At 71.8% G+C, this 25,373-nt stretch carries 22 protein-coding genes and 1 other RNA gene; 3 read left to right on the forward strand and 20 right to left on the reverse strand.

Annotated elements, in window-relative coordinates:
- Positions 1 to 71 precede the first annotated feature (71 nt).
- The 3 genes from D0Z67_RS10820 to D0Z67_RS10830 form a co-directional block, all read right to left on the reverse strand.
- Positions 72 to 1,745 (reverse strand): beta-N-acetylhexosaminidase, encoded by a 1,674-nt coding sequence (locus tag D0Z67_RS10820; RefSeq protein ID WP_031182630.1) that lies wholly within the window; start codon positions 1,743 to 1,745, stop codon positions 72 to 74.
- A gap of 155 nt (positions 1,746 to 1,900) precedes the next feature.
- Complete coding sequence (locus D0Z67_RS10825) at positions 1,901 to 2,185, reverse strand: DUF3039 domain-containing protein (protein WP_030810948.1); 285 nt, start codon at positions 2,183 to 2,185, stop codon at positions 1,901 to 1,903.
- Between the two features lie 29 nt (positions 2,186 to 2,214).
- Positions 2,215 to 2,790: a YqgE/AlgH family protein gene (locus tag D0Z67_RS10830; RefSeq protein WP_031182631.1), complete on the reverse strand. Its 576-nt coding sequence runs from the start codon at positions 2,788 to 2,790 to the stop codon at positions 2,215 to 2,217.
- Positions 2,791 to 3,035: 245 nt separating this feature from the next.
- On the opposite strand from D0Z67_RS10830, the gene murA reads away from it, so the two are divergent.
- Complete coding sequence (murA, locus tag D0Z67_RS10835) at positions 3,036 to 4,376, forward strand: UDP-N-acetylglucosamine 1-carboxyvinyltransferase (RefSeq protein ID WP_031182632.1); 1,341 nt, start codon at positions 3,036 to 3,038, stop codon at positions 4,374 to 4,376.
- A gap of 81 nt (positions 4,377 to 4,457) precedes the next feature.
- Here murA and D0Z67_RS10840 read toward each other — a convergent pair whose 3' ends face one another.
- From D0Z67_RS10840 to D0Z67_RS10885, 10 genes are all read right to left on the reverse strand, one after another.
- Positions 4,458 to 4,739, reverse strand: a complete 282-nt coding sequence (locus D0Z67_RS10840; RefSeq protein ID WP_018549700.1) for an HU family DNA-binding protein — start codon at positions 4,737 to 4,739, stop codon at positions 4,458 to 4,460.
- Positions 4,740 to 5,005: 266 nt separating this feature from the next.
- Positions 5,006 to 6,430 carry an NAD-dependent malic enzyme gene (locus D0Z67_RS10845; protein WP_031182633.1) on the reverse strand — a complete coding sequence of 475 codons (1,425 nt, stop codon included), beginning with the start codon at positions 6,428 to 6,430 and terminating at the stop codon, positions 5,006 to 5,008.
- A gap of 332 nt (positions 6,431 to 6,762) precedes the next feature.
- A complete protein-coding gene (locus D0Z67_RS10850; RefSeq protein WP_031182634.1) occupies positions 6,763 to 9,078 on the reverse strand; it encodes a HelD family protein in 2,316 nt (771 codons plus the stop codon).
- Between the two features lie 87 nt (positions 9,079 to 9,165).
- Positions 9,166 to 9,987 (reverse strand): anti-sigma factor family protein, encoded by an 822-nt coding sequence (locus D0Z67_RS10855; protein ID WP_078873490.1) that lies wholly within the window; start codon positions 9,985 to 9,987, stop codon positions 9,166 to 9,168.
- The gene (locus tag D0Z67_RS10860) at positions 9,987 to 10,580 is read right to left on the reverse strand and encodes a sigma-70 family RNA polymerase sigma factor (protein ID WP_030810966.1); all 594 of its coding nucleotides are present in this window, start codon (positions 10,578 to 10,580) and stop codon (positions 9,987 to 9,989) included. Before D0Z67_RS10860 ends, D0Z67_RS10855 begins: the two co-directional genes overlap by 1 nt.
- Before the next feature lie 270 nt (positions 10,581 to 10,850).
- Positions 10,851 to 11,414 (reverse strand): CGNR zinc finger domain-containing protein, encoded by a 564-nt coding sequence (locus D0Z67_RS10865; protein WP_031182636.1) that lies wholly within the window; start codon positions 11,412 to 11,414, stop codon positions 10,851 to 10,853.
- Between the two features lie 99 nt (positions 11,415 to 11,513).
- Positions 11,514 to 12,698 carry an acyltransferase family protein gene (locus tag D0Z67_RS10870; RefSeq protein ID WP_031182637.1) on the reverse strand — a complete coding sequence of 395 codons (1,185 nt, stop codon included), beginning with the start codon at positions 12,696 to 12,698 and terminating at the stop codon, positions 11,514 to 11,516.
- Positions 12,695 to 14,842, reverse strand: coding sequence for a bifunctional polysaccharide deacetylase/glycosyltransferase family 2 protein (locus D0Z67_RS10875; RefSeq protein ID WP_031182638.1), 2,148 nt, complete (start codon positions 14,840 to 14,842; stop codon positions 12,695 to 12,697). The genes D0Z67_RS10870 and D0Z67_RS10875 overlap by 4 nt, the downstream gene beginning before the upstream one ends.
- 21 nt (positions 14,843 to 14,863) lie before the next feature.
- Positions 14,864 to 15,667 (reverse strand): hypothetical protein, encoded by an 804-nt coding sequence (locus D0Z67_RS10880; RefSeq protein WP_051887907.1) that lies wholly within the window; start codon positions 15,665 to 15,667, stop codon positions 14,864 to 14,866.
- Positions 15,668 to 16,028: 361 nt separating this feature from the next.
- Entirely contained in the window at positions 16,029 to 16,994 is a 966-nt protein-coding gene (locus tag D0Z67_RS10885; protein ID WP_031182640.1) for a LysR family transcriptional regulator, read from the reverse strand.
- Positions 16,995 to 17,079: 85 nt separating this feature from the next.
- Here D0Z67_RS10885 and D0Z67_RS10890 point away from each other — a divergent pair, with 85 nt between their 5' ends.
- Entirely contained in the window at positions 17,080 to 18,264 is a 1,185-nt protein-coding gene (locus D0Z67_RS10890) for an MFS transporter (RefSeq protein WP_037775553.1), read from the forward strand.
- A gap of 75 nt (positions 18,265 to 18,339) precedes the next feature.
- Here D0Z67_RS10890 and ssrA read toward each other — a convergent pair.
- From ssrA to ftsE, 5 genes are all read right to left on the reverse strand, one after another.
- Positions 18,340 to 18,708: a transfer-messenger RNA gene (gene ssrA, locus D0Z67_RS10895) on the reverse strand.
- 109 nt (positions 18,709 to 18,817) lie between these two features.
- The gene (gene smpB / locus D0Z67_RS10900; protein WP_037775555.1) at positions 18,818 to 19,369 is read right to left on the reverse strand and encodes an SsrA-binding protein SmpB; all 552 of its coding nucleotides are present in this window, start codon (positions 19,367 to 19,369) and stop codon (positions 18,818 to 18,820) included.
- A gap of 66 nt (positions 19,370 to 19,435) precedes the next feature.
- Positions 19,436 to 20,623 (reverse strand): S41 family peptidase, encoded by a 1,188-nt coding sequence (locus D0Z67_RS10905; RefSeq protein WP_199812219.1) that lies wholly within the window; start codon positions 20,621 to 20,623, stop codon positions 19,436 to 19,438.
- Between the two features lie 67 nt (positions 20,624 to 20,690).
- Positions 20,691 to 21,611 (reverse strand): permease-like cell division protein FtsX, encoded by a 921-nt coding sequence (ftsX, locus tag D0Z67_RS10910; protein WP_030810990.1) that lies wholly within the window; start codon positions 21,609 to 21,611, stop codon positions 20,691 to 20,693.
- Between the two features lie 23 nt (positions 21,612 to 21,634).
- Positions 21,635 to 22,324 carry a cell division ATP-binding protein FtsE gene (ftsE, locus tag D0Z67_RS10915; protein ID WP_030810993.1) on the reverse strand — a complete coding sequence of 230 codons (690 nt, stop codon included), beginning with the start codon at positions 22,322 to 22,324 and terminating at the stop codon, positions 21,635 to 21,637.
- A 249-nt stretch (positions 22,325 to 22,573) separates the two neighbouring features.
- Between ftsE and D0Z67_RS10920 the strand changes: the two genes are divergently transcribed.
- Positions 22,574 to 22,768, forward strand: a complete 195-nt coding sequence (locus tag D0Z67_RS10920) for a hypothetical protein (RefSeq protein ID WP_031182644.1) — start codon at positions 22,574 to 22,576, stop codon at positions 22,766 to 22,768.
- A 103-nt stretch (positions 22,769 to 22,871) separates the two neighbouring features.
- Here the strand turns inward: D0Z67_RS10920 and D0Z67_RS10925 are convergent, their stop codons facing one another.
- Both D0Z67_RS10925 and prfB read right to left on the reverse strand, forming a co-directional pair.
- Positions 22,872 to 23,783 (reverse strand): LPXTG cell wall anchor domain-containing protein, encoded by a 912-nt coding sequence (locus D0Z67_RS10925; RefSeq protein WP_031182645.1) that lies wholly within the window; start codon positions 23,781 to 23,783, stop codon positions 22,872 to 22,874.
- Positions 23,784 to 24,109: 326 nt separating this feature from the next.
- Positions 24,110 to 25,216, reverse strand: coding sequence for a peptide chain release factor 2 (gene prfB / locus D0Z67_RS10930; protein ID WP_031182646.1), 1,107 nt, complete (start codon positions 25,214 to 25,216; stop codon positions 24,110 to 24,112).
- Positions 25,217 to 25,373: the final 157 nt, after the last annotated feature.

A 25,373-nucleotide genomic window follows, 5' to 3' on the forward strand; every position in this document is an offset into this window, starting at 1 on the left:
GTCCCGTTTACACCAGCATCTTCGGGTGGGTCCGAATGACCCTCTTCGGTGATTCCCGGGCGGTTCTCCCGTTACGTCTTCGGGCGGGCGTTCCAGGGCACGGGGGCGGTGCGTTCCGGCTCGACGGGCGGTCCGGCGAAGGGCCGTCCCGGCACTCCGGGGCGCCGCTGCCAGGGGTGGGGGCCGCCGGACGGGCGGTAGGCGACGCCCAGGGCGTCAAGTCGCCTGTAGTGGGCGCCCATCCGGCGCTCGAAGTCCGCGAGGTCCCGCTCGGCGGGCGCGGGCAGCGGGCTCCAGGCGACCTCGGCGAACGCGGCGAGCCGGGGGAAGACCTGGTAGTCGACGCGTCCGGCGTCCTCGGTCACCTCGGTCCACACGTTGGCCTGGGCCCCCAGCACATGGCGCGCCTCCTCGGCGGTGAGCCCGTCCGGTACGGGCTCGAACCGGTAGACGTCGGCCAGGGTGCGGACGTAGCCGATGGGCACCGGCTCGTCCTCGCCGGGCGCCTGCCGGTGGTCGAGGTAGACCTGCTGCTCGGGGCACATGACCACGTCGTGCCCGGCCCGCGCGGCGGTCTCCCCGCCCCGGTGCCCGCGCCAGGAGGAGACCACGGCGCCGGGCGGGAGCGGGCCGTCGAGGATCTCGTCCCAGCCGAGCATCCGGCGCCCGCGCGCGGCCAGCCAGGCGCCGAAGTGGCCGGCGAACCAGGAGCGCAGCCCGTCCACGTCGACGAGACCGAGTTCGGCGGCGCGGGCCCGCGCGGTGGCCGACTTCCGCCACTGGTCCGGCGGGCACTCGTCGCCGCCGAGATGCACGAAGGGCGACGGGAACAGCGCCAGCACCTCCTCCAGCACGCCCTCGTAGAAGCGCAGGACGGCTTCGGTGGGGGCGAGCACGTACGGGGAGATCCCCCAGTCGTCCCGGACGGTGACGGCGGCGGTGTCGACGGCGTCGGTGTTGCCGAGTTCCGGGTAGGCGGCGATGGCGGCCTGGGAGTGGCCGGGAAGATCGATTTCCGGGACGACGGTGATATGCCGTTCGGCGGCGTAGGAGACGATCTCCCGGATGTCGTCCTGGGTGTAGTACCCGCCGTGCGGTTTCGCCTCCCAGAGGGCGGACGAGCGGTGGCCGAATCTGGTCCGCGCGCGCCAGGAGCCGACCTCGGTGAGGCGGGGGTACCGCTCGATCCGGACACGCCAGCCCTGATCGTCCGTCAGGTGCAAGTGCAGCACGTTGAGTTTGTGCGCGGCCAGCAGATCGAGATAGCGCAGCACGCCTTCCTTCGGCATGAAGTGCCGGGCCACGTCGAGCAGCATCCCGCGCCAGCCGAACCGGGGCGCGTCGCTGATCCGCACCGGCGCCAGCCGCCAGCTACGGCCGGGCAGCGGGGCGCGCCGGAAGGCGTCGGGGCCGAGCAGTTGCCGTAGCGTCTGGGCGCCCCAGAACAGCCCGGCCGGACCGCCCCCGCGCAGGTCGGCGCCGGTGGGCGTGACGTCGAGCCGGTAGCCCTCGGCGCCGAGTTCCCCGGCGAGACGCGGGTCGACGGTGAGGCGTACGGCGTTCTGGGCGGCACCGTTCGCCGGGGCCAGGGGGAGGCCGGTGGCCGCGCCCAGGGTGGCGCGCAGCCAGCGCGCGGTGCTTTCGGCGCCCTCGCCCGAGGCCGCCATAACGGTGCCGGGGCCGAGCGTGAATCCCTCGCCCGGTCCCCCGTGCGCCTCCACCGGCGCGGGAATCACATCAGGAATCACACCGGTCACTTCAGCCCCCGCAATACCTCGGCGCACGGTCCGGAATCCGTATCAGGGGGACGTTGCCCCGGCGCCCGGTGAAACACGCGTGAAAAAACACCGGGAAGGGCGCCGGGGGCAATCCGCCGGCAGGCGGGGTGGAACGGGACGGACTACTTCTTGTCCTTGTCCCCGCCCTTGTCGCCACCGCTGCTCATGGACTCGTAGATCTCTTTGCACATGGGGCAGACGGGGTACTTCTTCGGGTCGCGGCCCGGCACCCAGACCTTGCCGCACAGCGCCACGACGGGGGTGCCGTCCAGGGCGCTCGCCATGATCTTGTCCTTCTGGACGTAGTGGGCGAAGCGCTCATGGTCGCCGTCACCGTGGGACACCTGCGGCGTCGGCTCGACGAGGGTCCCCGTACCAGTCCCGCGCTCGGGCTCAAGAGTGCTCATAAACCCAAGGGTACTGAAGCTCACGGCCATCAGTTGAGCGACGGGTCGTCCGGATACGTGGCCACCATCGCGAGGTCTCCGCGCTGCCGGCGCAGCACCTCCCGCCACAGCCGTTCGGGCGCCGGGGAGGAGATGTCGCCGGGCTCGGACTCGACCACGTACCAGGCGCCCTGGTCCAGCTCGTCCTGGAGCTGGCCCGGCCCCCAGCCCGCGTACCCGGCGAAGATGCGCAGCGCGCCGAGGGCGGAGGCGACCAGCTCGGGCGGGGTCTCCAGGTCGACCAGGCCGATCGCGCCGTGCACCTGCCGCCAGCCCAGCGGGGCCGCGCCCTCCCCCTCCCCGCCGCCGGGGACCACGGCGACGCCGAGCGCGGAGTCCAGCGAGACGGGCCCGCCCTGGAAGACCACGCCGGGCTCGCCCGCCAGGGCCGCCCAGCCGGCCAGCACGTCCCGCACGTCCACCGGGGTGGGGCGGTTGAGGACCACACCCAGGGAGCCCTCCTCGTCGTGGTCGAGGAGGAGCACCACCGCGCGGTCGAAGTTCGGGTCCGCCAGGGCGGGGGTTGCCACGAGCAGCCGCCCTGTGAGCGAGGACACCTCGGTCATGCCAGACATGATCCCGCATCCCGGGCCCGCGCGGGGGCGCAAGCCGCATGAACAGGGAGCACGTCCCCGCGGCGGCGCGGCGCCCCGGTGACCCGACGTACCCGGGGGGAAACCGTTCGTGTTGTGACACGGCTGGCGGGTACTCGGGCTTACGGGCGAAGGGTGATCGGCGATTACCCTGTCTCTCCGGCCCCTGCGCAAAGTGATCGGCCGACCCCTGCCCGACTCATCGGAACGCGAGATTCATGACCGTCAACGACGATGTCCTGCTTGTCCACGGCGGAACCCCGCTGGAGGGCGAGATCCGTGTCCGCGGTGCGAAGAACCTCGTGCCGAAGGCCATGGTCGCCGCCCTTCTGGGCAGCGCGCCCAGCCGCCTGCGCAACGTCCCGGACATCCGAGACGTGCGGGTCGTGCGCGGCCTGCTCCAGTTGCACGGCGTGACGGTGCGGCCGGGCGAGGAGCCGGGCGAGCTGATCCTGGACCCGACCTACGTCGAGAGCGCGAACGTCGCCGACATCGACGCCCACGCGGGTTCCAGCCGCATCCCGATCCTGTTCTGCGGCCCGCTGCTGCACCGCCTGGGCCACGCCTTCATCCCCGGCCTCGGCGGCTGCGACATCGGCGGCCGGCCGATCGACTTCCACTTCGACGTGCTGCGCCAGTTCGGCGCGACCATCGAGAAGCGGGCGGACGGCCAGTACCTGGAGGCCCCGCAGCGGCTGCGCGGCACGAAGATCGACCTGCCGTACCCGTCGGTGGGCGCCACCGAGCAGGTGCTGCTGACGGCCGTACTGGCCGAGGGCGTCACCGAGCTGTCCAACGCGGCCGTGGAGCCCGAGATCGAGGACCTCATCTGCGTACTGCAGAAGATGGGCGCGATCATCGCCATGGACACCGACCGGACGATCCGCATCACCGGTGTGGACTCGCTCGGCGGCTACAACCACCGCGCCCTCCCGGACCGCCTGGAGGCCGCCTCCTGGGCTTCCGCGGCGCTCGCGACCGGCGGCAACATCTACGTCCGGGGCGCCCAGCAGCGCTCGATGATGACGTTCCTGAACACCTACCGCAAGGTCGGCGGCGCCTTCGAGATCGACGACGAGGGCATCCGGTTCTGGCACCCGGGCGGCCAGCTCAAGTCCATCGCGCTGGAGACGGACGTGCACCCCGGTTTCCAGACCGACTGGCAGCAGCCGCTGGTGGTGGCCCTCACCCAGGCCACGGGTCTGTCCATCGTCCACGAGACGGTGTACGAGTCCCGGCTCGGCTTCACCTCGGCGCTGAACCAGATGGGCGCGCACATCCAGCTCTACCGCGAGTGCCTGGGCGGCTCGGACTGCCGCTTCGGCGCGCGGAACTTCCTGCACTCGGCGGTCGTGTCCGGCCCGACCAAGCTCCAGGGCGCCGACCTGGTCATCCCCGACCTGCGCGGCGGCTTCTCTTACCTCATCGCGGCGCTGGCCGCCGAGGGCACCTCGCGGGTCCACGGCATCGACCTGATCAACCGCGGCTACGAGAACTTCATGGAGAAGCTCGTGGAACTGGGCGCGAAGGTCGAGCTGCCCGGCAAGGCGCTCGGCTAGAAGTCCCGAAACCCCGGGTACCCCGGGTACGCAGAATGGGCGGCCCCCCTCACGGGGAGCCGCCCACTTTGCGTTTGGGGATTACTTGCCCTTGGCGGCTTCCTTGAGCTTCGAGCCCGCGGAGACCTTCACGCTGAAGCCGGCCGGGATGTTGATGGGCTCACCGGTCTGCGGGTTGCGCGCGGTACGAGCGGCACGGTGGGTGCGCTCGAAGGTCAGGAAGCCGGGGATGGTGACCTTCTCGTCGCCCTTGGAGACGATGTCGCCGACGACCTCGGCGAACGCGGCCAGCACGGCGTCGGCGTCCTTGCGGGTCACCTCGGCGCGGTCGGCCAGCGCGGCCACCAGCTCACTGCGGTTCATGTTCTTACTCCCGTGTTCTTCTTGCCAATGAGGCGTGAGGTGAGATCGATGCCGATGCGCTCGCGCCCAGAGACGCATCCTGCCCCTACCTGCGGCGGGAAAGCCAATCCGGCACCCGTAGGAGTCATGAGACCACCCTGGGGAGTCACAGGAAAGCGCCTGCCCCGCCGACACCCTAGAGGGCGTCACGACCGGGGAACCGACGACTCGCCGTAGGGGAGGCCGCGCCGGTCCACACAACCTCCCCGACCCTACGGCAAGCGCTGCTAAGACGCCGCAGGCGCCGCTCCGGCCGCCTTGGCGGCCTCCCGGACGGCCCCGGCCACCGCGCCCGCGACCTTGTCGTTGAAGACGCTGGGGACGATGTAGTTCGCGTTCAGCTCGTCCTCGGTCACCACGTTGGCCAGGGCCTGCGCGGCGGCGAGCATCATCTCGGTGTTGACGGTGCGGGACTGGGCGTCCAGCAGGCCCCGGAAGACACCGGGGAAGACCAGCACGTTGTTGATCTGGTTGGGGAAGTCCGAGCGGCCGGTGGCCACCACGGCGGCCGTCTGGCGGGCGATGGCGGGGTCGACCTCGGGGTCCGGGTTCGCCAGTGCGAAGACGATCGCGCCGTCCGCCATGGCGGCCACGTCGGTGCCGTCCAGGACGTTCGGGGCGGAGACGCCGATGAAGACGTCGGCGCCGCGCACGGCCTCCTTGAGGGTGCCGGTGAGGTTCTCGGGGTTGGTGTTGTCCGCGATCCAGCGCAGCGCGGAGTCCGGGTGGGCGTCCACCAGGTCCTCGCGGCCGGCGTGCACCACGCCGTGGATGTCGGCGACGACGGCGTTCTTGACGCCGGCGGCCAGCAGCAGCTTCAGGATGGCCGTGCCGGCCGCTCCGGCGCCGGACATGACCACCCGGATGGACTCCATCGAACGGCCGGTGACGCGCAGCGCGTTGGTGAGCGCGGCGAGCACCACGATGGCGGTGCCGTGCTGGTCGTCGTGGAAGACCGGGATGTCCAGGGCCTCGCGCAGCCGGGCCTCGATCTCGAAGCAGCGGGGCGCGGAGATGTCCTCCAGGTTGATGCCCGCGAAGCCGGGGGCGATGGCCTTGACGATCTCCACGATCGCGTCGGTGTCCTGGGTGTCCAGGCACAGCGGCCAGGCGTCGATCCCGGCGAACCGCTTGAACAGGGCCGCCTTGCCCTCCATGACCGGCAGCGCGGCCTTGGGGCCGATGTTCCCGAGGCCGAGCACCGCGGAACCGTCCGTCACGACCGCAACGGAGTTGCGCTTGATGGTCAGCCGGCGGGCGTCCTCGGGGTTCTCCGCGATGGCCATGCAGACGCGGGCCACACCGGGCGTGTAGACCATGGAGAGGTCGTCACGGTTGCGGATGGGGTGCTTGGACTGCATCTCGATCTTGCCGCCGAGGTGCATCAGGAACGTACGGTCGGAGACCTTGCCGAGCGTGACGCCCTCGATGCCGCGCAGTTCCTCGACGATCTCGTCGGCGTGCGCGGTGGAGCTGGCCGCGATGGTGACGTCGATCCGGAGCTTCTCGTGCCCGGAGGCGGTGACGTCGAGGCCGGTGACGGAGCCTCCGGAGGACTCGACGGCGGTGGTGAGCTGCGATACGGCCGTTCCGCTCGCGGGCACCTCCAGCCGGACCGTCATCGAGTAGGAGACGCTGGGCGCCGTTGCCATGGCCGACTTCCTCTGCTTTCACCGTGTCGCGTGTTGTGCCGTCCGATCGTCGCACCTACCGCCGAGTACGTGGTAGTCGGCTCCGATTGCGGACGTTGTGTTCTCGGGCCCTCGCCCAAGACGAGAGGCCCACGTCACAGGGACGTGGGCCTCTCTCACGTTCATGACACCGACCCGCCATGCTCGCCTCGCGGCAAGTGGTCGCTCGTAGCGACGAAGGTTGGGCCCGGGGGCTTGGATCGGGCCGGTGCCACGTCAAGGCTAACAAACGGACCCCGAGGGGCATTCCCCCGTGCGCACAGTTGTGGAAAGTCGTGCGGAACAGTTCCCGTTCAGTCCCGCAGCAGGTCCGGGACGCGGGCCGCGTCCGGCTCGTCGCGGTCGCCGGAGACGACGGTGAGCTGCTGGGTCGCGCGGGTGAGGGCGACGTACAGCACCCGCAGGCCGGCCGGGGACTCGTCGGCGATCTCGGCCGGGGAGACGACCACGGTCGCGTCGTACTCCAGGCCCTTGGCCTCCAGGCTGCCGAGGGCGACCACGCGGTCCCCGAGCCCGGCGAGCCAGCGGCGGGCCTCCTCGCGCCGGTTCATGGCGACGACGACGCCGACGGTGCCGTCGACCAGGGAGAGCAGCCGCTCGGCCTCCGCGCGGACCGTGGCGGCCAGGGAGTCCCCGGCGACCTCGAAGCGCGGCTGGACGCCGGTGGAGCGTACGGCGCGGGGGGACTCGGAGCCGGGCATGGCGAGGGCGAGCACCTTGGCGGCCAGCTCGGCGATCTCGGCGGGGTTGCGGTAGTTGACGGTCAGCTCGAAGCGGCGCCGGGGTCTGGAGCCCAGGGCCTCGTCGCGGGCCTCGGCCGCCTCGTCCGGGTCGGACCAGGAGGACTGGGCGGGGTCGCCGACGACCGTCCAGGTGGCGTGCCGGCCCCTGCGGCCGACCATGCGCCACTGCATCGGGGTGAGGTCCTGCGCCTCGTCCACGATGACGTGCGCGTACTCGGTGCGCTCCTGGGCCAGCCGCTCGGCGCGCTCGCGCTGGGTCTCCTCGCGCACCGGCATCAGCTCCTCCAGGCCGGTGAGCTGGTCCAGCGGGTCCAGTTCGCGCTTCTTGCGGGGGCGGGCCGGGGCGCCCAGGATCGCCTGGAGTTCGTCCAGCATGGCGATGTCGTGCACGGAGAAGCCGTCCCGCTTCAGCGCGCGGGCGACCTTGCGGACCTCGCCCGGGTTGAGCACCCGGCGGGCCCAGCGGCCGAGGCGTCTGTCGTCGGCCATGGCGGTGAGGACGCCCTTGGGGGTCAGCTCGGGCCACCAGGCGTCGAGGAAGGCGATGAAGGAGTCCTCGTCGGCCACGTCGTCGTCGAAGGAGGCGCGCAGCTCGGCGGCGAGTTCCGGGTCGGTGTGCCGGGAGGCGGCGCCGGACTTGGCCCACAGGGCGTCCAGCAGCAGCTTGCGGGCACGGGGGCGGAGCAGGTTGACCGGGGCGGTGCCGCCGAGCGCGGTGCGGCGGACGTTCTCCAGCTCGCCGGCCTCCAGTTCCAGGCGGCGGCCGAAGGCGACGACGCGGAGCCGGTCGGGCAGCGCGTGGTCGTCGGTGCCGAGTTCGAGGGCGCCGCGCGCGGCCCGGCGCAGCACCTTCAGCATCCGGTACGAGCCCTTGGCGCGGGCGACGGCCGGGGAGTCGTGGAGCGTGGCCTCGACACCGTCGACCAGGGAGCCGATGGCGCGGATCGCGACCTGGCCCTCCTCGCCGAGCGAGGGCAGCACGCCCTCGGTGTAGGCCACCAGCAGCGGGGTCGGCGAGACGATCAGGATGCCGCCCGCGTAGCGTCTGCGGTCCTGGTAGAGCAGATAGGCCGCGCGGTGCAGGGCGACGGCGGTCTTGCCGGTGCCGGGGCCGCCCTCCACGTAGGTGACGGAGGCGGCAGGGGCGCGGATGACCTGGTCCTGCTCGGCCTGGATCGAGGAGACGATGTCCCGCATGGTGTGCCCGCGCGCCTGGCCGAGAGCGGCCATCAGGGCGCCGTCGCCGATGACGGGCAGTTCCTCGCCGTGCAGGGTGGCCTTCAGCTCGGGGCGCATCAGGTCGTCCTCGACGCCGAGGACCCGGCGGCCCTTGGAGCGGATGACCCGGCGCCGCACGACCCGGCCGGGGTCGACCGGGGTGGAGCGGTAGAACGGCGCGGCGGCCGGCGCCCGCCAGTCGATGACCAGCGGCGAGTAGTCCTCGTCCAGCACGCCGATCCGCCCGATGTGCAGGGTCTCGGCGATGTCGGCGGTGTTGTCGGGACGCACGGCCCCCTCGGCGGGCTCGACGGCGGTGTACGCGCCGTCCGGGCCCTTCTTGCCGTCCTTGCCCTGGAGCAGGTCGACCCGGCCGAAGAGGAAGTCCTCGAACTCGTTGTTGAGCCGGTTGAGGTGGATGCCGGCCCGGAAGACCTGCGCGTCCCGCTCGGCCAGCGCGCCCGGTGTGCCCACATGGCCGCGCTGGGCCGCGTCGTGCATCAGGAACTCGGCCTCGTGGATCTTCTCCTCGAGGCGCCGGTACACCCGGTCCAGGTGTTCCTGTTCGACGCTGATCTCTCGGTCCCGGACGGAGTCGTTCGCGCCGTGTACCGAGAGATCCGCGGACTGCTGAACCTGAGCGGCCACCGGGCCCCCTTCTGACGTGCTGGGCAGCCGTCAACCGTACGCGAAGAGGACCCGGCAAAGCTACGCGGGCGTGATTCCGGGCGCCTGTCAGGCGTCCACTTGGACCAGCTTCTTGCCGTCCAGGGTCATGACGTCGAAGTGGTCGATGTCGCCGGGCTGGAGAGCGGTGCCGCCCCCGATGAACAGCGGGTTGCGGGCCTGCTCGGTCTTGGCGTCCGGGAGGCCGTAGCCGTCCTTGGGCACGCTCCAGGAGCCGAGGGTCTGCCGCTCGCCGTTCTTGCCGACCGCGATCAGGGAGCACTTCTGGTCGCCCTTGACGCCGCCGAGCCGCAGCACCGCGTCGGTGCCCCACGCCTTGCTCTGCAGGGCGACGGTCGCGGTGACGCCGGTGCCGGCGTCCGTGCCGGTGACCTTGGTGGGCAGCTGGTCGAAGTGGTCCTTGGCGGAGGCGGCCAGCGGGGTCGCCGTCTGACTCGTGCCACCGCCGCTCACCGACATCACGGCCACCGGGCCGCCGATGATCAGCGCGGCCGCGGCGGCGACCAGGTAGAAGCCGCGGCGCCGCTTGCTCGCGCGCCGTTCCGCGACCTCGTCGACCAGCTTCTCGACCAGTCTCGGGGTGGGCCGGGCGGACAGCGACTCCCCGATGACCGGGGTGCTGCCGGTGCCCGGCAGGTCGGCGAGGGCGGCCAGCATGGGCTCCATCCCCGCGAGTTCGTCCAGCTGCTGGGCGCACCACTCGCAGCCCGCGAGGTGCGTCTCGAACGCGGTCGCCTCGGTGTCGTCGAGAATCCCCAGCGCGTAGGCGCCGACGGTCTCGTGCTCGTTCGGCACCGGAGATCCCTGCATGGGGCCAGACATACCCGTACTCCCCGCGCCGAATCCTCGCATTCCCCCGTACACACCCATCACGCCGTCACCCCCCGCTCCTCCAGCGCCAGCTTCATCGATCGCAGGGCGTAGAAGACCCGTGAGCGGACGGTGCCGCTGGGTATCCCGAGGGTCTGGGCCGCCTCGTTGACGGTACGCCCCTTGAAGTAGGTCTCGACGAGCACCTCCCGGTGGGCCGGGGTCAGGTCGTCGAGCGCGTCCGTCAGCGTCATCAGCCACAGCGCCTTGTCGATCTCGTCCTCCGCGGGGATGACCTCCAGCGGCGACGGATCGACCTCCTGCGGCCGGGCCTGCCGGCTGCGGTGGCCGTCGATGACGATGCGCCGGGCGACCGTCACCAGCCAGGGGCGTACCGAACCGGTCGCCCGATTGAGCTGACCGGCGTTCTTCCAGGCACGGATGAGCGTTTCCTGTACGACGTCCTCGGCGCGCTGCCGGTCACCGGCGACCAGCCGGAGGACATAGGCGAGCAGCGGTCCGGCGTGCTCCCGGTACAGGGCACGCATCAACTCCTCGTCGGGTTCCGACGACTGCGAGGGCTGCGAGGACATGCGATGTCGGGCCCTCGATCCACGTTCATTGGCCACGGCCGCATCCTTGCGCACGCCCACCTCCGGTGTCCGGGGCTTGCCCCCGTCGGTCGCTCGCCCCTTCGTACGGGGCGGGAGGCGTGGTTGTTCAAGGTGAGGTGGTGTTTTTCTCAAGGCCGGTGTGACGAGCGGGACATGCGCGCACATTCTCACCGCGCGATCTTTACATTTCCGACACGGCGCCAAGTGGGCGCGGACTGCCCTGACTCATGGTCAGGCAAACCCCGTGTTGCCCAAATCACACGGCTCAAGTGGATGTGTCTTTCCGGCACTTGGGCCGTACCGGGACGTTCAGGGCCGGGCGAGCGCGATCCGCCTGCGATGCCGGGCGACCCGCTCACGATTCCCGCACACCTCGCTGGAGCACCACCGCCTGCGCCGCCCGCGCGAGGTGTCGAGATACAGCAACGGGCACCCCTCCCCCGCGCATTCACGCACGGCCGCCCGCGCGAGGGGATCGGTGAGGAGGTCGACGGCGTCACGGGCGAGCAGGGAGAGGAGCGCGGCGGCCGTGGGCACCTCGGCCAACTCCCGGACCAGCGGCCCGCTCTGCTGGGCGACGGCCCGGACGGCCGGGGGCGCGGCGGCGCGGGCGGTTCGGTTGAGCCGGTCAAGGGAGTCGGCGGGGGCTCGGGAGGCCCGTAGCAACCGCTCGGTGTGCAGGCGCAGTTCGAGGAAGCGGGTGACCCACACCCCGTCCGCCTGCCCCAGCGGGGTCCCGGCCGGCACCAGTCCGGCCGCGACCACCCAGGCGGCCAACTCCCCCGCTGTGCCGATCCGTTCCTCCGGGTGCGCGGTGGCCAGCAGGTCCAGGCAACTTCGCCCGGCGTCGAATCGGGGCGTACCGAGGGCCATGCGCTGCGTCACCGCCTGGGCAGGAGGGCGTCTTCTCGCTCCCCTCCACAGTGCGCCTCCGTCCCGGCGGCCGGAACCCCCCGTGCCCCGGCGGCCCGGTCAGGCCGCGCGGTGGCGGCTGGCCGGGCGGGGGCGGCCGTCCGGCCACAGCCGGGGGCTCCGTTTCGCCGCCAGGTCCTCCGCCCAGCCGAAGGTGACGACGCAGGCGCAGACCAGGACCCAGGTGAGGGCGAGGACGGGCCAGGAACTCTCCAGGAGCCAGGGGCACTTCTCGTCCAGGACGTCGTAGCGCCAGAGCTGGTCCCAGAGGGTGGAGGCGATCAGGATGCAGAGGTTGTGCCAGAGATAGACGGTCACCGCGCGGGAGTTGAGCAGGGTGACCAGGCGGTCGAAGGGGCGCAGCAGGCGGGGCCACTCGGTCCACGTCGGGCTGATGTGCAGCAGGAGCAGCACGGTGGCCATGGACCAGAGGGACTGGGCGAACGGGATGTCGTCCAGGTCGTGCCCCTGCCGGAAGCCGTGCGTGAGCGCGTACCAGAGGCCGAGCCCGGCGACGACCGGGGCGACGGACGGCACCACGTAGCGCGGGACGCGCTTCAGCACCCCCTGCTGATGGGCCATGCCGAGAATCCAGCAGGCACCGAAGGTGCTGAAGTCGGTCAGCGCCGACGGGACGCGCTCACCGGGGAGCTGGAGGTGGCCGAACTCGAAGGCGGCGGCCAGCGCGACCGGCGCCAGCACGGTGGTCCACGGGATCGCCTTCAGCGCCCTCAGCAGGAGCGGGGAGAGCAGCACGAACCACAGGTATGCGCGGAGATACCAGAGCGGTCCGGCCAGTTCGGCCGCCCAGTCCGGGCCGAGCACCCCGTGGACGCCGGGCAGCGTGCCCGCGTACGGCGGGTCGCTCAGCGGCAGCACCCAGAAGCCGAGGTGGACGAACCACCAGCCGGGGTGCCCCTCGGCGTCCGGACGCCAGCCCTGGAGCACCATGCCGGACACCCCGAGGGCCCCCAACAGCCAGAGCGGGGGCAGCAGCCGTCGCAGCCGGCCCCGGACGACCTCCACCGGGGGGCGTTTCAGGGAGCGGACCATCAGGTTGCCGGCCAGGGCGAACATCACGCCCATGGACGGGAAGACCACGGGCAGCCAGGCCCATCCCATGAGGTGGTAGAAGACGACCCGGAAGAGGGCGAGCGCGCGGAGCAGGTCGAAGTAGCGGTCCCGGGCGGGGGCGCGCCGCCGTACCGGCTCGGGCGCCACCTCGGGAGTGAGGGCCGTGGTCATCGCAGTGCTCCTTCGGCCGGGACCGGGGCCGACACCCCGCCCTTGCGGCGCAGCTTCTGCCAGCGCAGCCGGCCGCCGGTGAGTGCCGTGATCCAGGACTGGAGCAGCACGACGTACATGAGCTGGCGGTACAGGAGTTGCTGGAGCGGCAGGGAGATCAGCGGGGCGAGCCGCTCCCGGTCCAGCGCGAAGGCGTAGGCCGCGCAGACGGCCTGCACGGCCAGGACGGCGAACCAGGACGCGATGGTCTTGCCGGTGGGGCCGAAGACCAGGCCGTAGACGAGGAAGAGGTCGATCAGCGGGGCCAGCAGCGGGGCGAGCACCATGAACAGGGAGACCAGCGGCAGCCCGATGCGGCCGAACCGCCCGGAGGGCCCGCGTTCCAGCATGGCCCGGCGGTGCTTCCAGATGGCCTGCATGGTGCCGTAGGACCAGCGGTAGCGCTGGGACCAGAGCTGCCGTACGGACTCCGGGGCCTCGGTCCAGGCGCGGGCCTTCTCGGCGTAGACCACCCGCCAGCCGTCGCGGTGCAGGGCCATGGTGATGTCGGTGTCCTCGGCGAGGGTGTCGTCGCTCATCCCGCCGACCCGCTCCAGCGCGGTACGGCGGAACGCGCCGACGGCGCCGGGGATGGTGGGCATGCAGCGCAGCACGTCGTACATCCGGCGGTCCAGGTTGAAGCCCATCACGTACTCGATGTGCTGCCAGGCGCCGATGAGGGTGTCCTTGTTGCCGACCTTGGCGTTGCCCGCGACGGCGCCGACGCGCGGGTCGGCGAAGGGCTGCACCAGCTCGCGGACGGTGGACGGCTCGAAGACGGTGTCGCCGTCCATCATCACGATCAGGTCGTGACTGGCGTTCGCCAGGCCCCGGTTGAGGGCGGCGGGCTTGCCCGCGTTGTGCTGCCGGACCACCCGGACGCCGGGCAGCGCGAGCCCCTCCACGATGCGGGCGGTGCCGTCGCAGGAGCCGTCGTCGACGACGATCACCTCCACCGGGTGCTCCCCGCCGACCAGTGAACGCACCGTGTTCTCGATGCACTTGGCCTCGTTGTACGCGGGCACCAGCACGGTCGCCGGTTCGGTGACCGGCTCCGGGCCCCAGCGGAAGTCCCGGCGGCGGGTGCGGCGGGCGTGCGCGGCGGACAGCAGCAGCATCAGCCCGAACCGGCCGAAGACCAGCACCCCGATGACGGCGAGGCCCACGACGAGCCCTGTGGTGATGCCGTCGGCCGCCCCGACCAGCGCGATCCACGCCTTGCCGGTCCACAGCCCGGCCCCGGTGACCGGGGTGTCGGCGCTCGGCGCGTCGAGCGCCTGGGTGAGGGTCTGGAAGCGGTAGCCCTCGGCCTGGAGCCGGGGCAGCAGGGTGTCGATCGCCTGGACGGTCTGGCTCCGGTCGCCTCCGGAGTCGTGCATCAGGACGACCGCGCCCCTGCCCTTCTCCGGTGTCGCCCGGCGGATGATCTCCTCCACCCCCGGGCGGCGCCAGTCCTCGCTGTCCCGGTCGTTGAGCACGATCAGATAGCCCCGCCCGCCGACGTACCTGGCCACCGGCCAGGACCGGTCGTCCATCGCGGAGGCGAAGGAGGAGTACGGGGGCCGGAACAGCGAGCTGCGGATGCCGGCCGCGCCCGCGAGGGCCAGCTGCCCCTGGGACAGCTCCCAGTCGACCCGGCGCTGGGACTGGTAGGAGAGGTCGGGGTGGTTGAAGGTGTGCAGGCCGACCTCGTGCCCCTCGGCCACCATGCGCCGGACCAGCTCGGGATAGCGGGAGGTCATGGTGCCGGTCACGAAGAAGGTGGCCCGCGCGTGGTTCCGCTTGAGCGCGTCCAGGACCTGGGGTGTCCAGGTCGGGTCGGGACCGTCGTCGAAGGTGAGCACGACGCGGTGCTTCGGCACCCGGAGGCTGTCGGTGCGGCCGCCCCGGGTGTCGATGACGGGACCGCCGCCGGTGACCTTCGCGGGTACGTGTCCGCCGGGCGCCTCGGGCCGCACACGGTGGTCGGCGAGGATCTCGTTGTGGACGTAGCCGCGCAGCATGAGCATGGCCAGCGTGGCGAGCAGGAACAGGAAGGCCAGCACCGGGCGCAGCGGGAGCCGGCGGCGCCGGGGCAGCGCCCGGCGGGCGGTTCGCGGAGTCATCGGAGGTTCGTTCTTCCGGTGTCAGGACGCGGCGGGCCGGCCGGCCGAGCCCTGGGGCTGCTGGGCACCGCCGCCCACCGGGGACTCGGTGGCGGCCGGGCTGGGCGCGGTGGTGCCCGGCTCCGGGGACGCCTCGGTGGACGCGGTCGCGGTGGGCGTCGGCCTCGGGCTGCCCTCGCCGGGCGCGGGCGGCGCCGACCGCCGGGGCGTCGGGCTCGCGGCGGCGGGCGGCCGGGCCGCCGTGGTGCCGGTGGCGGCCGGGCTGTGCCCTCCCGTGACGGGTACGGCGGCGACGGTGGCCGGCGCGCTGCCCGGCGCCGCCGGCTGCGTGGCGCCGCCGGTACCGGTGCGGGCGTTTCCTCCGGGCGCGGCCGGGGCCGAGGCGCTGGGGGCCGGCGAGGAGTCGACCCGGCTGGCGGGCTTGTCCCCCTTCTGCGGCACCGGCAGCCAGGGCGCGTCGGAGCTGCCGGAGAGCAGGGTGACGCCGATGACGACCGCGTATCCCGCGCAGAGCCCGGCGACCAGCAGGCCGAGGCGGCGGAAGGTACGGCTGCGGCGGCCGGACTCGTCCACGAAGACCGGGCGGTCCGAGGCGTCGGCCGGATCAGGACCCTCGGCCCGGACGGAGTCGAGCTGGACGGTCACCTCGTGCGGGTCGTGCGCCCCTGGTGCGGGCCGGGTGGGCAGCAGCGCCGTCCGCTCGGTGCCCGAGGGGCGGAACTCGGCCGCCGCGCGCGGGGTCACGGTGCGCGGGAGCAGGGCTGTCGCCTCGGCCCCGGCGAGGGCGGCCGGACCGCCCCGGAGTATCTCCGTCGCCGCGAACATCCCCGCGTCGGACGGACGTACGACGCGGGGGAACGCGGCGCGTCCACCGCCCGGCCGGTTCCCGCGCGATGGCGCCGAGTCGGCCTCCGCGAAGGTTCCGGTTTCCGGAAAAGCCTGCGTCGAACCCCCTGCCACCTGCATGTCTCGTGCCGCCGAGGCCACATCGGGCCATTCCGGTCGGCGCTCTTCCCGCCACTGTTCCATGTATGCGCATCCCCCCACGGGACTGTTCCGGGGTGCGCCGGCGACACCGAGCACGCGCCGGCCGGACCAGGCCCCCACCCGGTCCGAGCGCCCCCCTCTACCCCAGTGCTCGGGTCCCCGAATGTAGCGCAAGGTGAGTTCGCGTGTGCTCGGAGTGTCAGAAAGGGCGGCTCATCACCTCCAGATCCATGGCCGGAATCCATCGGTCACCGGGCGGCGAAAGCCACCTTTCGGCGCGCGCCAGCTCGGCCGCCGCCGCCTTCAGCGCGTCCAGCGCGGGATGGACCAGCCCCTTCCGCCACACCAGCGAGACGGGCGAAAGCGGAACCGGATCGACCAGCGGTCGCAGCGCCGCGCCCGGCATGGCCGGAAAATCCACCACCGCGAGCACCGGCATCCGGCTCGCCGCCATCACACGGGCGAACTCCTCGGCGCCGAGAACCACCGGATGGGGTGGCGCGAGCCGGATGCCGCGTCCCTCGAAGAGCTGACGCGCCAGCTCGGTCCACTCCCGGGTGCCGGGGTTGCCCGCGCCGGCGTACACCGTCTCCCCGGCGAGCGCCCCGAGCGGCACCTCGGGCAGTGCGGCCAGCGGATGGTCCTCGGGCAGCAGCACCGCCATCTGCTCGTGGCGCACGGGTTGTTGGGCGAGGCCGGAGCGCAGCGCCGGGTCCAGACCGGCGTAGCGGCCGAAGGAGACGTCCAGCCGCCCGGCGAGCAGGGCGGCCGCCGCTCCGGTCAGCCCGTGCTCGTAGCGGGCCAACAGCTCGTGTGCGGGCGCCAGTTCGCGAGCCCGGAGCAGCACCCGGTGGGCGGTGAGGGGGCCTTCGGAGTTGACGTCGACCAGCAGCGGGCGGGCGCTGCCAAAGGCGGCGAGGAGGTCGTCCTGGGCGGCGAGCACCCGCCGGGCGTGCGGCAGCAGACGCTCGCCGTCCGGGGTGAGCGTCACCTGCCGGGTGGTACGGACGAACAGCTCGGCGCCCAGCTCCCGTTCGAGCCGCCGTACGTCCCGGCTGAGCGCCTGCTGGGCGACGTAGAGCCGGGCGGCGGCGCGGGTGAAGTGCAGTTCCTCGGCGACGGCCACGAAGGCGCGCAGCAGCCGGGGGTCGATCGCGGGAGGCATGGCCGCGAACTTACAACGCGGGCGCGTGAATCGGCGCGGAACAGGTGTTGGACCGGCGTCCGCCGACCGGGAGAGCGTGAGCGGCATGTCCACACCGACCGCAGTCGCCTACCGCCGGCTCTTCGCCCGCCCCGGCGCCCTCGCCTTCACCGCCGGCAACCTGCTCGCCCGCCTCCCCGTCGGGATGGCCGGGGTCAGCGCGGTGGTGATGATCGCCGGTGCGCGCGGCTCGTACACCCTGGCCGGTGCGGTGAGCGCGACCGGGCTGGTGGCGAGCGGGCTCGCGGGCCCCTGGCTGGCCCGCCTGGTCGACCGGTACGGGCAGGCGAAGGTGGCCCGGCCCGCGACCCTGGTGGCGGTGCTCGGCGCCCTCGCCCTGCTGCTGTGCGTGCGGTACGACGCCCCCGACTGGACGCTGTTCGCCGCGTACGCCTCCTGGGCGGCCACGCCCAACGTCGGCGGGCTGTCCCGCGCCCGCTGGGCCCACCTGCTGCGGGACGACCCCGAAGCCCGGCACACCGCGAACTCCTTCGAGCAGGCCGCCGACGAGCTGTGCTTCATGCTGGGCCCGGCCCTGGCGTCCTTCCTGACCGGCACCCTCTTCCCCGAGGCGGGCACCCTCGCCGGGGCGGCGCTGCTGGCGGCCGGGATGCTGGTCTTCACCGCCCAGAGCGGCACCGAGCCCCCGCCGAGCCCCCGCACCCGGGCGCCCTCCCCGCTGCGTGCCCCCGGTATCCGGCCCCTGCTGGCCTGCTTCACGGCGACCGGGGCGGTGTTCGGGGCGATGGAGGTCGTCACGGTGGCGTACGCCGACGCCCAGGGGCAGCGTGCGCTCGCCGGGGTCGTCCTCGCGCTCCAGGCGGCGGGGTCCTGCGCGGCGGGCCTGCTGTACGGGGCGCTCCCGCCGGGACCGGCCGCCCGGCGGCTCCGGAGGTGCCTGCCCGCGATGGCCGCGCTGATGACACTGCCGTGGCTCGCGGCCACCACCGGCTCGCTGTGGGTGCTGGCGGGGGCCCTGCTGGTGGCGGGCACGGCGACCGCGCCGACCATGGTGACCGCGATGACGCTGGTCCAGGAGCGCAGCCCGGAGGGTCGCCTCAACGAGGGCATGAGCCTGGTGGTGACCGCGCTGCTCACCGGCATCGCCTGCGGCTCGGCCGCCGGCGGCTGGGCGGCGGAGCACCTGGGCGCGGGTACGGCGTACGCGATACCGGCGCTGGCGGCCGCCACGGCCTGCCTGCTGGGCCGGGCGCTGCGGGGCGCCCGGTGAAAAGACGAAGGCCCCGCCGCTGAGAGCGACGGGGCCTTTGCCCACATGGGTTCCGAAGGCCCGAGGGCCTCCCGATCGTGGAGATGGCGGGAATCGAACCCGCGTCCACCGGTGCAGAAACAGGGCTTCTCCGTGTGCAGTCCGCTTCGATTTTCTCGGCCCCGGAGATCACGCGGACAAGTCTCCGACGGGCTCAGTCACTGTTGGATTTCCCTCTTCACCCCGTGACCGGGATCAAGGTTTAGTTCCCTAGCTGATGCCAGGATCCGGGTCGGGAACAGCCCCGGGCTGACACTTCGCAAGTCGCTACTTAGGCAGCGAGGGCGAAGGAATCGCGCTTGGTGTTGGCGATTATTTTTTGCGACATATGGTTTACGAGATCATTGCCGCTTCCTCGACACGCTTCCCCTGCTTCGACATCCGCTGTCGAAACCGATCATCCCCATGTTGTTTTTTCAATGCCCCCCGCAGGAGGCGGCGCACCCTCGACGGGGTGCTGTGCCATCGTACGTGACCAACGCGGGAGTGTGCCAGCCTATTCCCGCGGGCCCGGTCAGACGCCGCGCTGCTTGCGCTTGGCGGCCGCGATGGCCCGGTCCGACTCGCGCCGGTCCTGCTTCTCGCGCAGGGTCTGCCGCTTGTCGAACTCCCTCTTGCCCCGGGCCAGCGCGATCTCCGCCTTGGCCCGGCCGTCCTTGAAGTACAGGGCGAGGGGCACGATGGTGTGGCCCGTCTCCTGCGACTTCGCCTCCAGCTTGTCGATCTCCTCGCGGTGCAGCAGCAGCTTGCGCTTGCGGCGCACCGAGTGGTTGGTCCAGGTGCCCTGGCTGTACTCGGGGATGTGGGCGTTGTGCAGCCACGCCTCGTTCCCGTCGATCTGGACGAATCCGTCCGTCAGCGAGGCCCGGCCCTGGCGCAGCGACTTCACCTCGGTGCCGGACAGCACGATCCCGGCCTCGTAGGTGTCGATGATCGCGTAGTCGTGCCGGGCCTTCTTGTTCTGGGCGACGAGCTTGCGCTTGCCGTCCTTGACCTTGCCCTTGGCCGGGGCCGCCCCGCCCTGCTTGGGCTGGGACTCCTTCGGTACGTACATTCCCTTGCTCATAGTGCCGCCCATTTTCGCACCATGGAGGGGGGCGAAGGGAAGCGGATTAGGGGTGGGGTCAGGGAGCTATCGGGGGTCGCCCAGGCCGGTGAGGACCGTCTCGGCGCGCTTCAGGGCGCTCGGGCCCGGCTCCAGGTCCGGGGTGATGCCCCGGCCGTCGACGGCGTGACCGGAGGGGGTGCGGTAGTGGCCGACGGTCAGCTCGGCCACCGAGCCGTCCGGCAGCGCGGTCGGCATCTGGACCGAGCCCTTGCCGAAGGTGCGCGAGCCGATCACCACGGCCCGGCCACGGTCCTGGAGGGCGCCGGTGAGCAGCTCGGCCGCGCTCATCGTGCCGCCGTCGACCAGGGTGACCAGCGGGCGGGCGGTGTCGCCGCCGGAGGCCGCGTGCAGGGCGCGCTGGGCGCCGTCCACGTCGTAGGTGGCGACCAGGCCGCCGTCGAGGAAGCAGGAGGCGGTGGCGACGGCCTCGGTGACCAGGCCGCCGGAGTTGCCGCGCAGGTCGAGCACCACCCCGGCGCCGGCCGGGGCGCGCCGTACGGCGTCGCGCACGGCCTTCGCGGAGCCCTTGGTGAAGGCGGACACCCGGACCACCACGACCCCGGCGACCGGGTCGGTGACGGTCACCGGGTCGGTGGAGAGGCGGGCCCGGTACAGGGTGCGGGACCAGGAGTCGGCGCCGCGCTGGATGCCGACGGTGACCGGGGTGCCGGCGGAGGCGTCGTCGGCATTGCCGCGCAGCAGGGAGACCACCTCGGTGACCGGGCGGCCGTCGACCCCGTGCCCGTCGACGCTGCGCAGCCGGTCGCCCTCGCGGATGCCGGCGTCGGCGGCGGGCGAGTGGGACCGTACGCGGCTGACGGTGACCTTTCCGTCGCGGGCGCGCTTGGCCCACAGGCCGACGCCGGTGTACTCGCCGTCCAGGGCGTCGCGGAACTCGGCGTACTCGTCCTCGGAGTAGACGGCGGCCCAGCGGTCCCCGCTGCGGCTGACGGCCTGTTCGGCGGCCTCGGTGGGCGACTCGCCCTTCGCCATGGCCTCGGCGGCGGCCCGGCGGACGTCCTCGGGCCGGGGCTTCCCGGTGGCCCGACCGGCTTCGGCCGAGCGGGAGTTGGCGTCCAGACGGCGGGCCTGGGCGGTGTCCGGCAGGGAGCCCGTGACGGCCCCCGCGGTCAGCGCTCCGGCGAACACCAATGTCAGGGCGGCCCCGCGGCGTTTACGGCGGGGCTGGCGGAACAGGGCGTTGCCTGACATGGCGGTGAGTCTAGGACAACGCGAAGGGCCGTACAGACGGATGCCTGTACGGCCCTCTTGGCATGTGTCACACCTTCAGATACTTGCGCAACGCGAAGAACGCCGCCAGGGAAGGCATCAGCACGCTGGTCGCGAGGATCAGCGGCAGCTTGGTCAACACCGAGTCCCAGCCGATGAAGTTGATGAGCGTCAGCTTGCTGGAGAGGGCCATGCCGTGGTCGATGGTGAAGTACCGGCCCAGCACCAGGAAGACGCACGCGAGGCTGCCGCCGATGAGTCCGGCGACCGCGGCCTCCATGATGAACGGCGCCTGGATGTAGAACCCGGAGGCGCCGACCAGCCGCATGATCCCGGTCTCCCGGCGGCGGCTGAACGCGGACACCCGCACCGTGTTGACGATCAGCAGCAGCGCGACGAACAGCATCAGCGCCATCAGGAACAGCGCGGCCCGGTTCATCAGGTTGAGCAGCTGGAAGAGGTTGTCGAGGATGCTCCGCTGGTCCTGCACCGACTGCACCCCGGCCCGCCCGTTGAACGCGGTCGCGATCACCTGGTACTTCTGCGGGTCCTTGAGCTTGATCCGGTACGACTCCTGCATCTGGTCCGGCGTCAGCGAGCTGGCCAGCGGGGAGTTGCCGAACTGCTCCTTGTAGTGCTTGTAGGCGGTGTCCTGGGACTCGTAGGTGACCTTCTCCACGATGGAGGACATCTTGCCGAGGTCGGCCTGGATCTGCTTCTTCTGGTCCTCGGTGGCCGCGCCCTTGGCGCAGTTGACGTCCGACTGGGCGTCGCTCTTGTTGCAGAGGAAGATCGAGACGTTGACCTTGTCGTACCAGTAGCCCTTCATGGTGCTCACCTGGTCGCTCATCATCAGGGAGCCGCCGAAGAGGGCCAGGGACAGGGCGACGGAGACGATGACGGCGAAGGTCATCGTCAGGTTGCGGCGGAGACCGACACCGATCTCCGACATGACGAACTGGGCGCGCATGGCGTCTGGTCGAGCCTTTCCGCTTAGTGCTGGTAGCCGTAGACGCCGCGGGCCTGGTCGCGTACGAGGCGGCCCTTCTCCAGCTCGATGACGCGCTTGCGCATCTGGTCCACGATGTTCTGGTCGTGCGTCGCCATGATGACGGTGGTGCCCGTCCGGTTGATGCGGTCGAGCAGCTTCATGATGCCGACGGAGGTCTGCGGGTCGAGGTTGCCGGTGGGCTCGTCGGCGATCAGCAGCTTGGGCCGGTTGACGAACGCCCGCGCGATGGCGACGCGTTGCTGCTCACCGCCGGACAACTCGCCCGGCATGCGGTCCTCCTTGCCGCCGAGCCCGACGAGGTCGAGCACCTGGGGCACGGACTTGCGGATCTCGCCGCGGGACTTGCCGATGACCTCCTGCGCGAAGGCCACGTTCTCCGCGACCGTCTTGTTGGGCAGCAGGCGGAAGTCCTGGAAGACCGTCCCGAGCTGGCGGCGCATCTGCGGCACCTTCCAGTTGGACAGCCGGGCGAGGTCCTTGCCGAGGACGTGCACCTGGCCGTGGCTGCACCGCTCCTCGCGGAGGACGAGCCGGAGGAAGGTCGACTTGCCGGAGCCGGACGACCCCACGAGGAAGACGAACTCGCCCTTCTCCACTTCCAGGGACACCTCCCTGAGGGCGGGCCGGGTCTGCTTGGGGTAGACCTTGGAGACACTGTCGAATCGGATCACGGATGCACCACGGGTCGCCGGGGGATGATGAGCGTGACCATACGCGAACCGGGAGTGCCTACGCAGGGCCCGGTCGCCGTTGGGAGAGACTTGTGCGTTTTTGTACGGGCGTTTGTACGGGCGGCCCTCCCCGCTTTTCCCGGGCGCCCGCGCTCTTTCGGGGGGAACCTGGCAGAGTGGAGGGGGAACGTTCTCGTTCCCGTCGGCGTTGTACGGGGTTGAAGGGCCTGGCACGAGGAGGGCGAGCGCATGACGTACGACCGGTTGGTGTGCGCGAACTGCGCGGCGCCCGTGAACGAGGGCCGCTGCCCGGTGTGCCGGGCGAGCCGTGAGCGGCTCCAGCAGCAGACGGGGTTCCTGGGCGGGGTGAGCCCGGCGGCGCTGGTCGCGCTGCTGGTGGTGCTGATCGCGCTGACGGCGCTGCTGGCGCACCAGACCGTGTAGGTCCGGCGGGTTCGGCCGAAGACACGGGGAAGGGCCCGGAGCGGGTGCTCCGGGCCCTTCCCTTTCTCCGTGCGGGTTGCGCGGAGTGATGTCTCGGCTACTCTCAGGCGGCCGTGCCGCCGCCGCGGTTGCCCGCGAGGCGCGGCAGAACGCGGAAGGCGACGCCGCCCGCGATCATCGTCGCGGCGCCGACCAGCAGGAAGGTGGTCTCGCCCGCGCCGGTCTCGGCGAGCTGCTTGCCGTTCCCGTTCTGCTGCGCGGCGGTGTCCGAGCCGGTGTCGGTGAGGGCGGAGGTGCCCTCCTCCTGGGAGACGTTGTCGTTGCCGCCGTCGGGGGTGGTACCGCCGGTGGTGTCGGTGCCGCCCGTGGTGGAGGAACCACCCGTGGAGCCGCCGCCCGTGGTGGAACCACCGGAGGTGGAGCCGCCCGAGGTGGAGGAGCCGCCGGTGGAGCCGCCGCCGGTGGTCGAGCCGCCCGTGGTGTCACCGCCGCCGGTCGTGGTGGAGCCGCCGGTGGTGTCGCCACCCGTGGTGCTGCCGCCGGTGTCACCGCCGGTGTTACCGCCCGTGGTGTCACCGCCGGTGTTACCGCCCGTGGTGTCGCCACCGGTGTTGCCACCCGTGGTGTCACCACCGGTGTTACCGCCGGTGGCGTCACCGCCCGTGTTGCCGCCGGTGGCGTCACCGCCGGTGTCACCGCCGGAGTCGCCGCCGCCGATCACGCCGCCGATGACTCCACCGATGCTCGCGTCACCGCCCGTGGTGTCGCCGCCGGTGGTGTCGCCACCCGTGGTGTCCCCACCGGTCGTGTCGCCCCCGGTGGTGTCCCCGCCGGAGGAGTCGCCGCCGCCCGTGCCGGGGTCCGGTTCGGTGCAGGTGCCGAGGATGCCGCAGGTCGGGTCCGGGTCGGGGCCCGGGTCGGCGGAGGCCACGCCGGCCACCATCAGCGAGGCGCCGGCGGCCATCACGGCGCCGGCGGCTATGCGTGCGACGCGGACGCGCGTCTTCTTCGTCATATGGTTGCTACCCCCAGTAGCTGTTGTCGATGTGGCTGCGCATGGGGCGGGCCGTGCTCGACGGAGGCAGCTGACGACACCGGCGCCGGCTCTCGGCCGGCACCTGGCACTCTCCCGATCCCCCGGTTCACATGCGCCCCACGGATACGCATGCCGCGTTTCACCTTTCCCATTTTTTTAAGCAACGTCAAGGCCGTTGCGGGCGCAATGTCCCATGGGGGTGTGTTTGGCGGGAGTTGGTTGATGTGACTGTGACCTGATGCCCACACATAAAACAACTGCCGCCCATCGGACGGCAGTTGCCTTACGTTGTCATGTCGACAAACTTACTTCTCCTGCTGCTTGCGCCAGCGAATTCCGGCCTCCAGGAAGCCGTCGATCTCGCCGTCGAGCACGGACTGCGGGTTGCCGACCTCGAACTCGGTGCGCAGGTCCTTGACCATCTGGTACGGGTGCAGCACGTACGACCGCATCTGGTTGCCCCAGGAGCTGCCGCCGTCACCCTTGAGGGCGTCCATCTTGGCGCGCTCCTCCTGCCGCTGGCGCTCCAGCAGCTTGGCCTGGAGCACGTTCATCGCGGTGGCCTTGTTCTGGATCTGCGAGCGCTCGTTCTGGCAGGAGACCACGATGCCGGTGGGGAGGTGGGTGAGGCGGACCGCGGAGTCCGTCGTGTTCACGCCCTGGCCGCCGGGGCCCGAGGAGCGGTACACGTCGATACGCAGGTCCGACTCGTCGATCTCGACGTGGTCGGTCTGCTCCACGACCGGGAGCACCTCGACGCCCGCGAAGGAGGTCTGGCGGCGGCCCTGGTTGTCGAACGGCGAGATGCGCACCAGGCGGTGCGTGCCCTGCTCGACGGAGAGCGTGCCGTAGGCGTACGGGATCTGCACGGCGAAGGTGGTCGACTTGATGCCGGCCTCTTCCGCGTACGACGTCTCGTAGATCTCCGTCTTGTAGCCGTGCCGCTCCGCCCAGCGGAGGTACATGCGCTGGAGCTGCTCGGCGAAGTCGGCGGCGTCGACGCCGCCCGCCTCGGCGCGGATGTTGACCAGCGCCTCGCGGGAGTCGTACTCGCCGGACAGGAGGGTGCGGACCTCCATCTCGTCCAGCGCCTTCTTCACCGCGACCAGCTCGGACTCGGCCTCGGCGAGGGTGTCCGGGTCGTCCTCCTCCTCGGCCATCTCGAAGAGGACGGCGAGATCGTCGATCCGGCCGCGGAGCCCCTCGGCCTTCCTGACCTCGGCCTGGAGGTGGGAGAGCTTGCTGGTGATCTTCTGCGCCTCGTCCGGGTTGTCCCAGAGGGACGGCGCGGCCGCCTGCTCCTCGAGCACGGCGATGTCTGCCCTCAGCTGGTCGAGGTCCAGGACGGCCTCGATCGACTCCATGGTCGAGGAGAGGGACTTCAGCTCTTCGGATACATCGACGACTGCCACGCCCCCAGCGTAACGGCTCCGCCGGGTGGGGTCGGTCCTCGGCGGTCTGGCCCACGATGGTGCGGGGCGTTATCCGCGGCGTACCAGGGGCTCCGCCCCCGGACCCCCCTTGTCGGCCCCTGAAGGGCCTCGTCCTCAAACGCCGGACGGGCCGGAT

Origin of the sequence: Streptomyces seoulensis (genome assembly GCF_004328625.1) — a bacterium.
GTDB lineage: Bacteria > Actinomycetota > Actinomycetes > Streptomycetales > Streptomycetaceae > Streptomyces > Streptomyces seoulensis.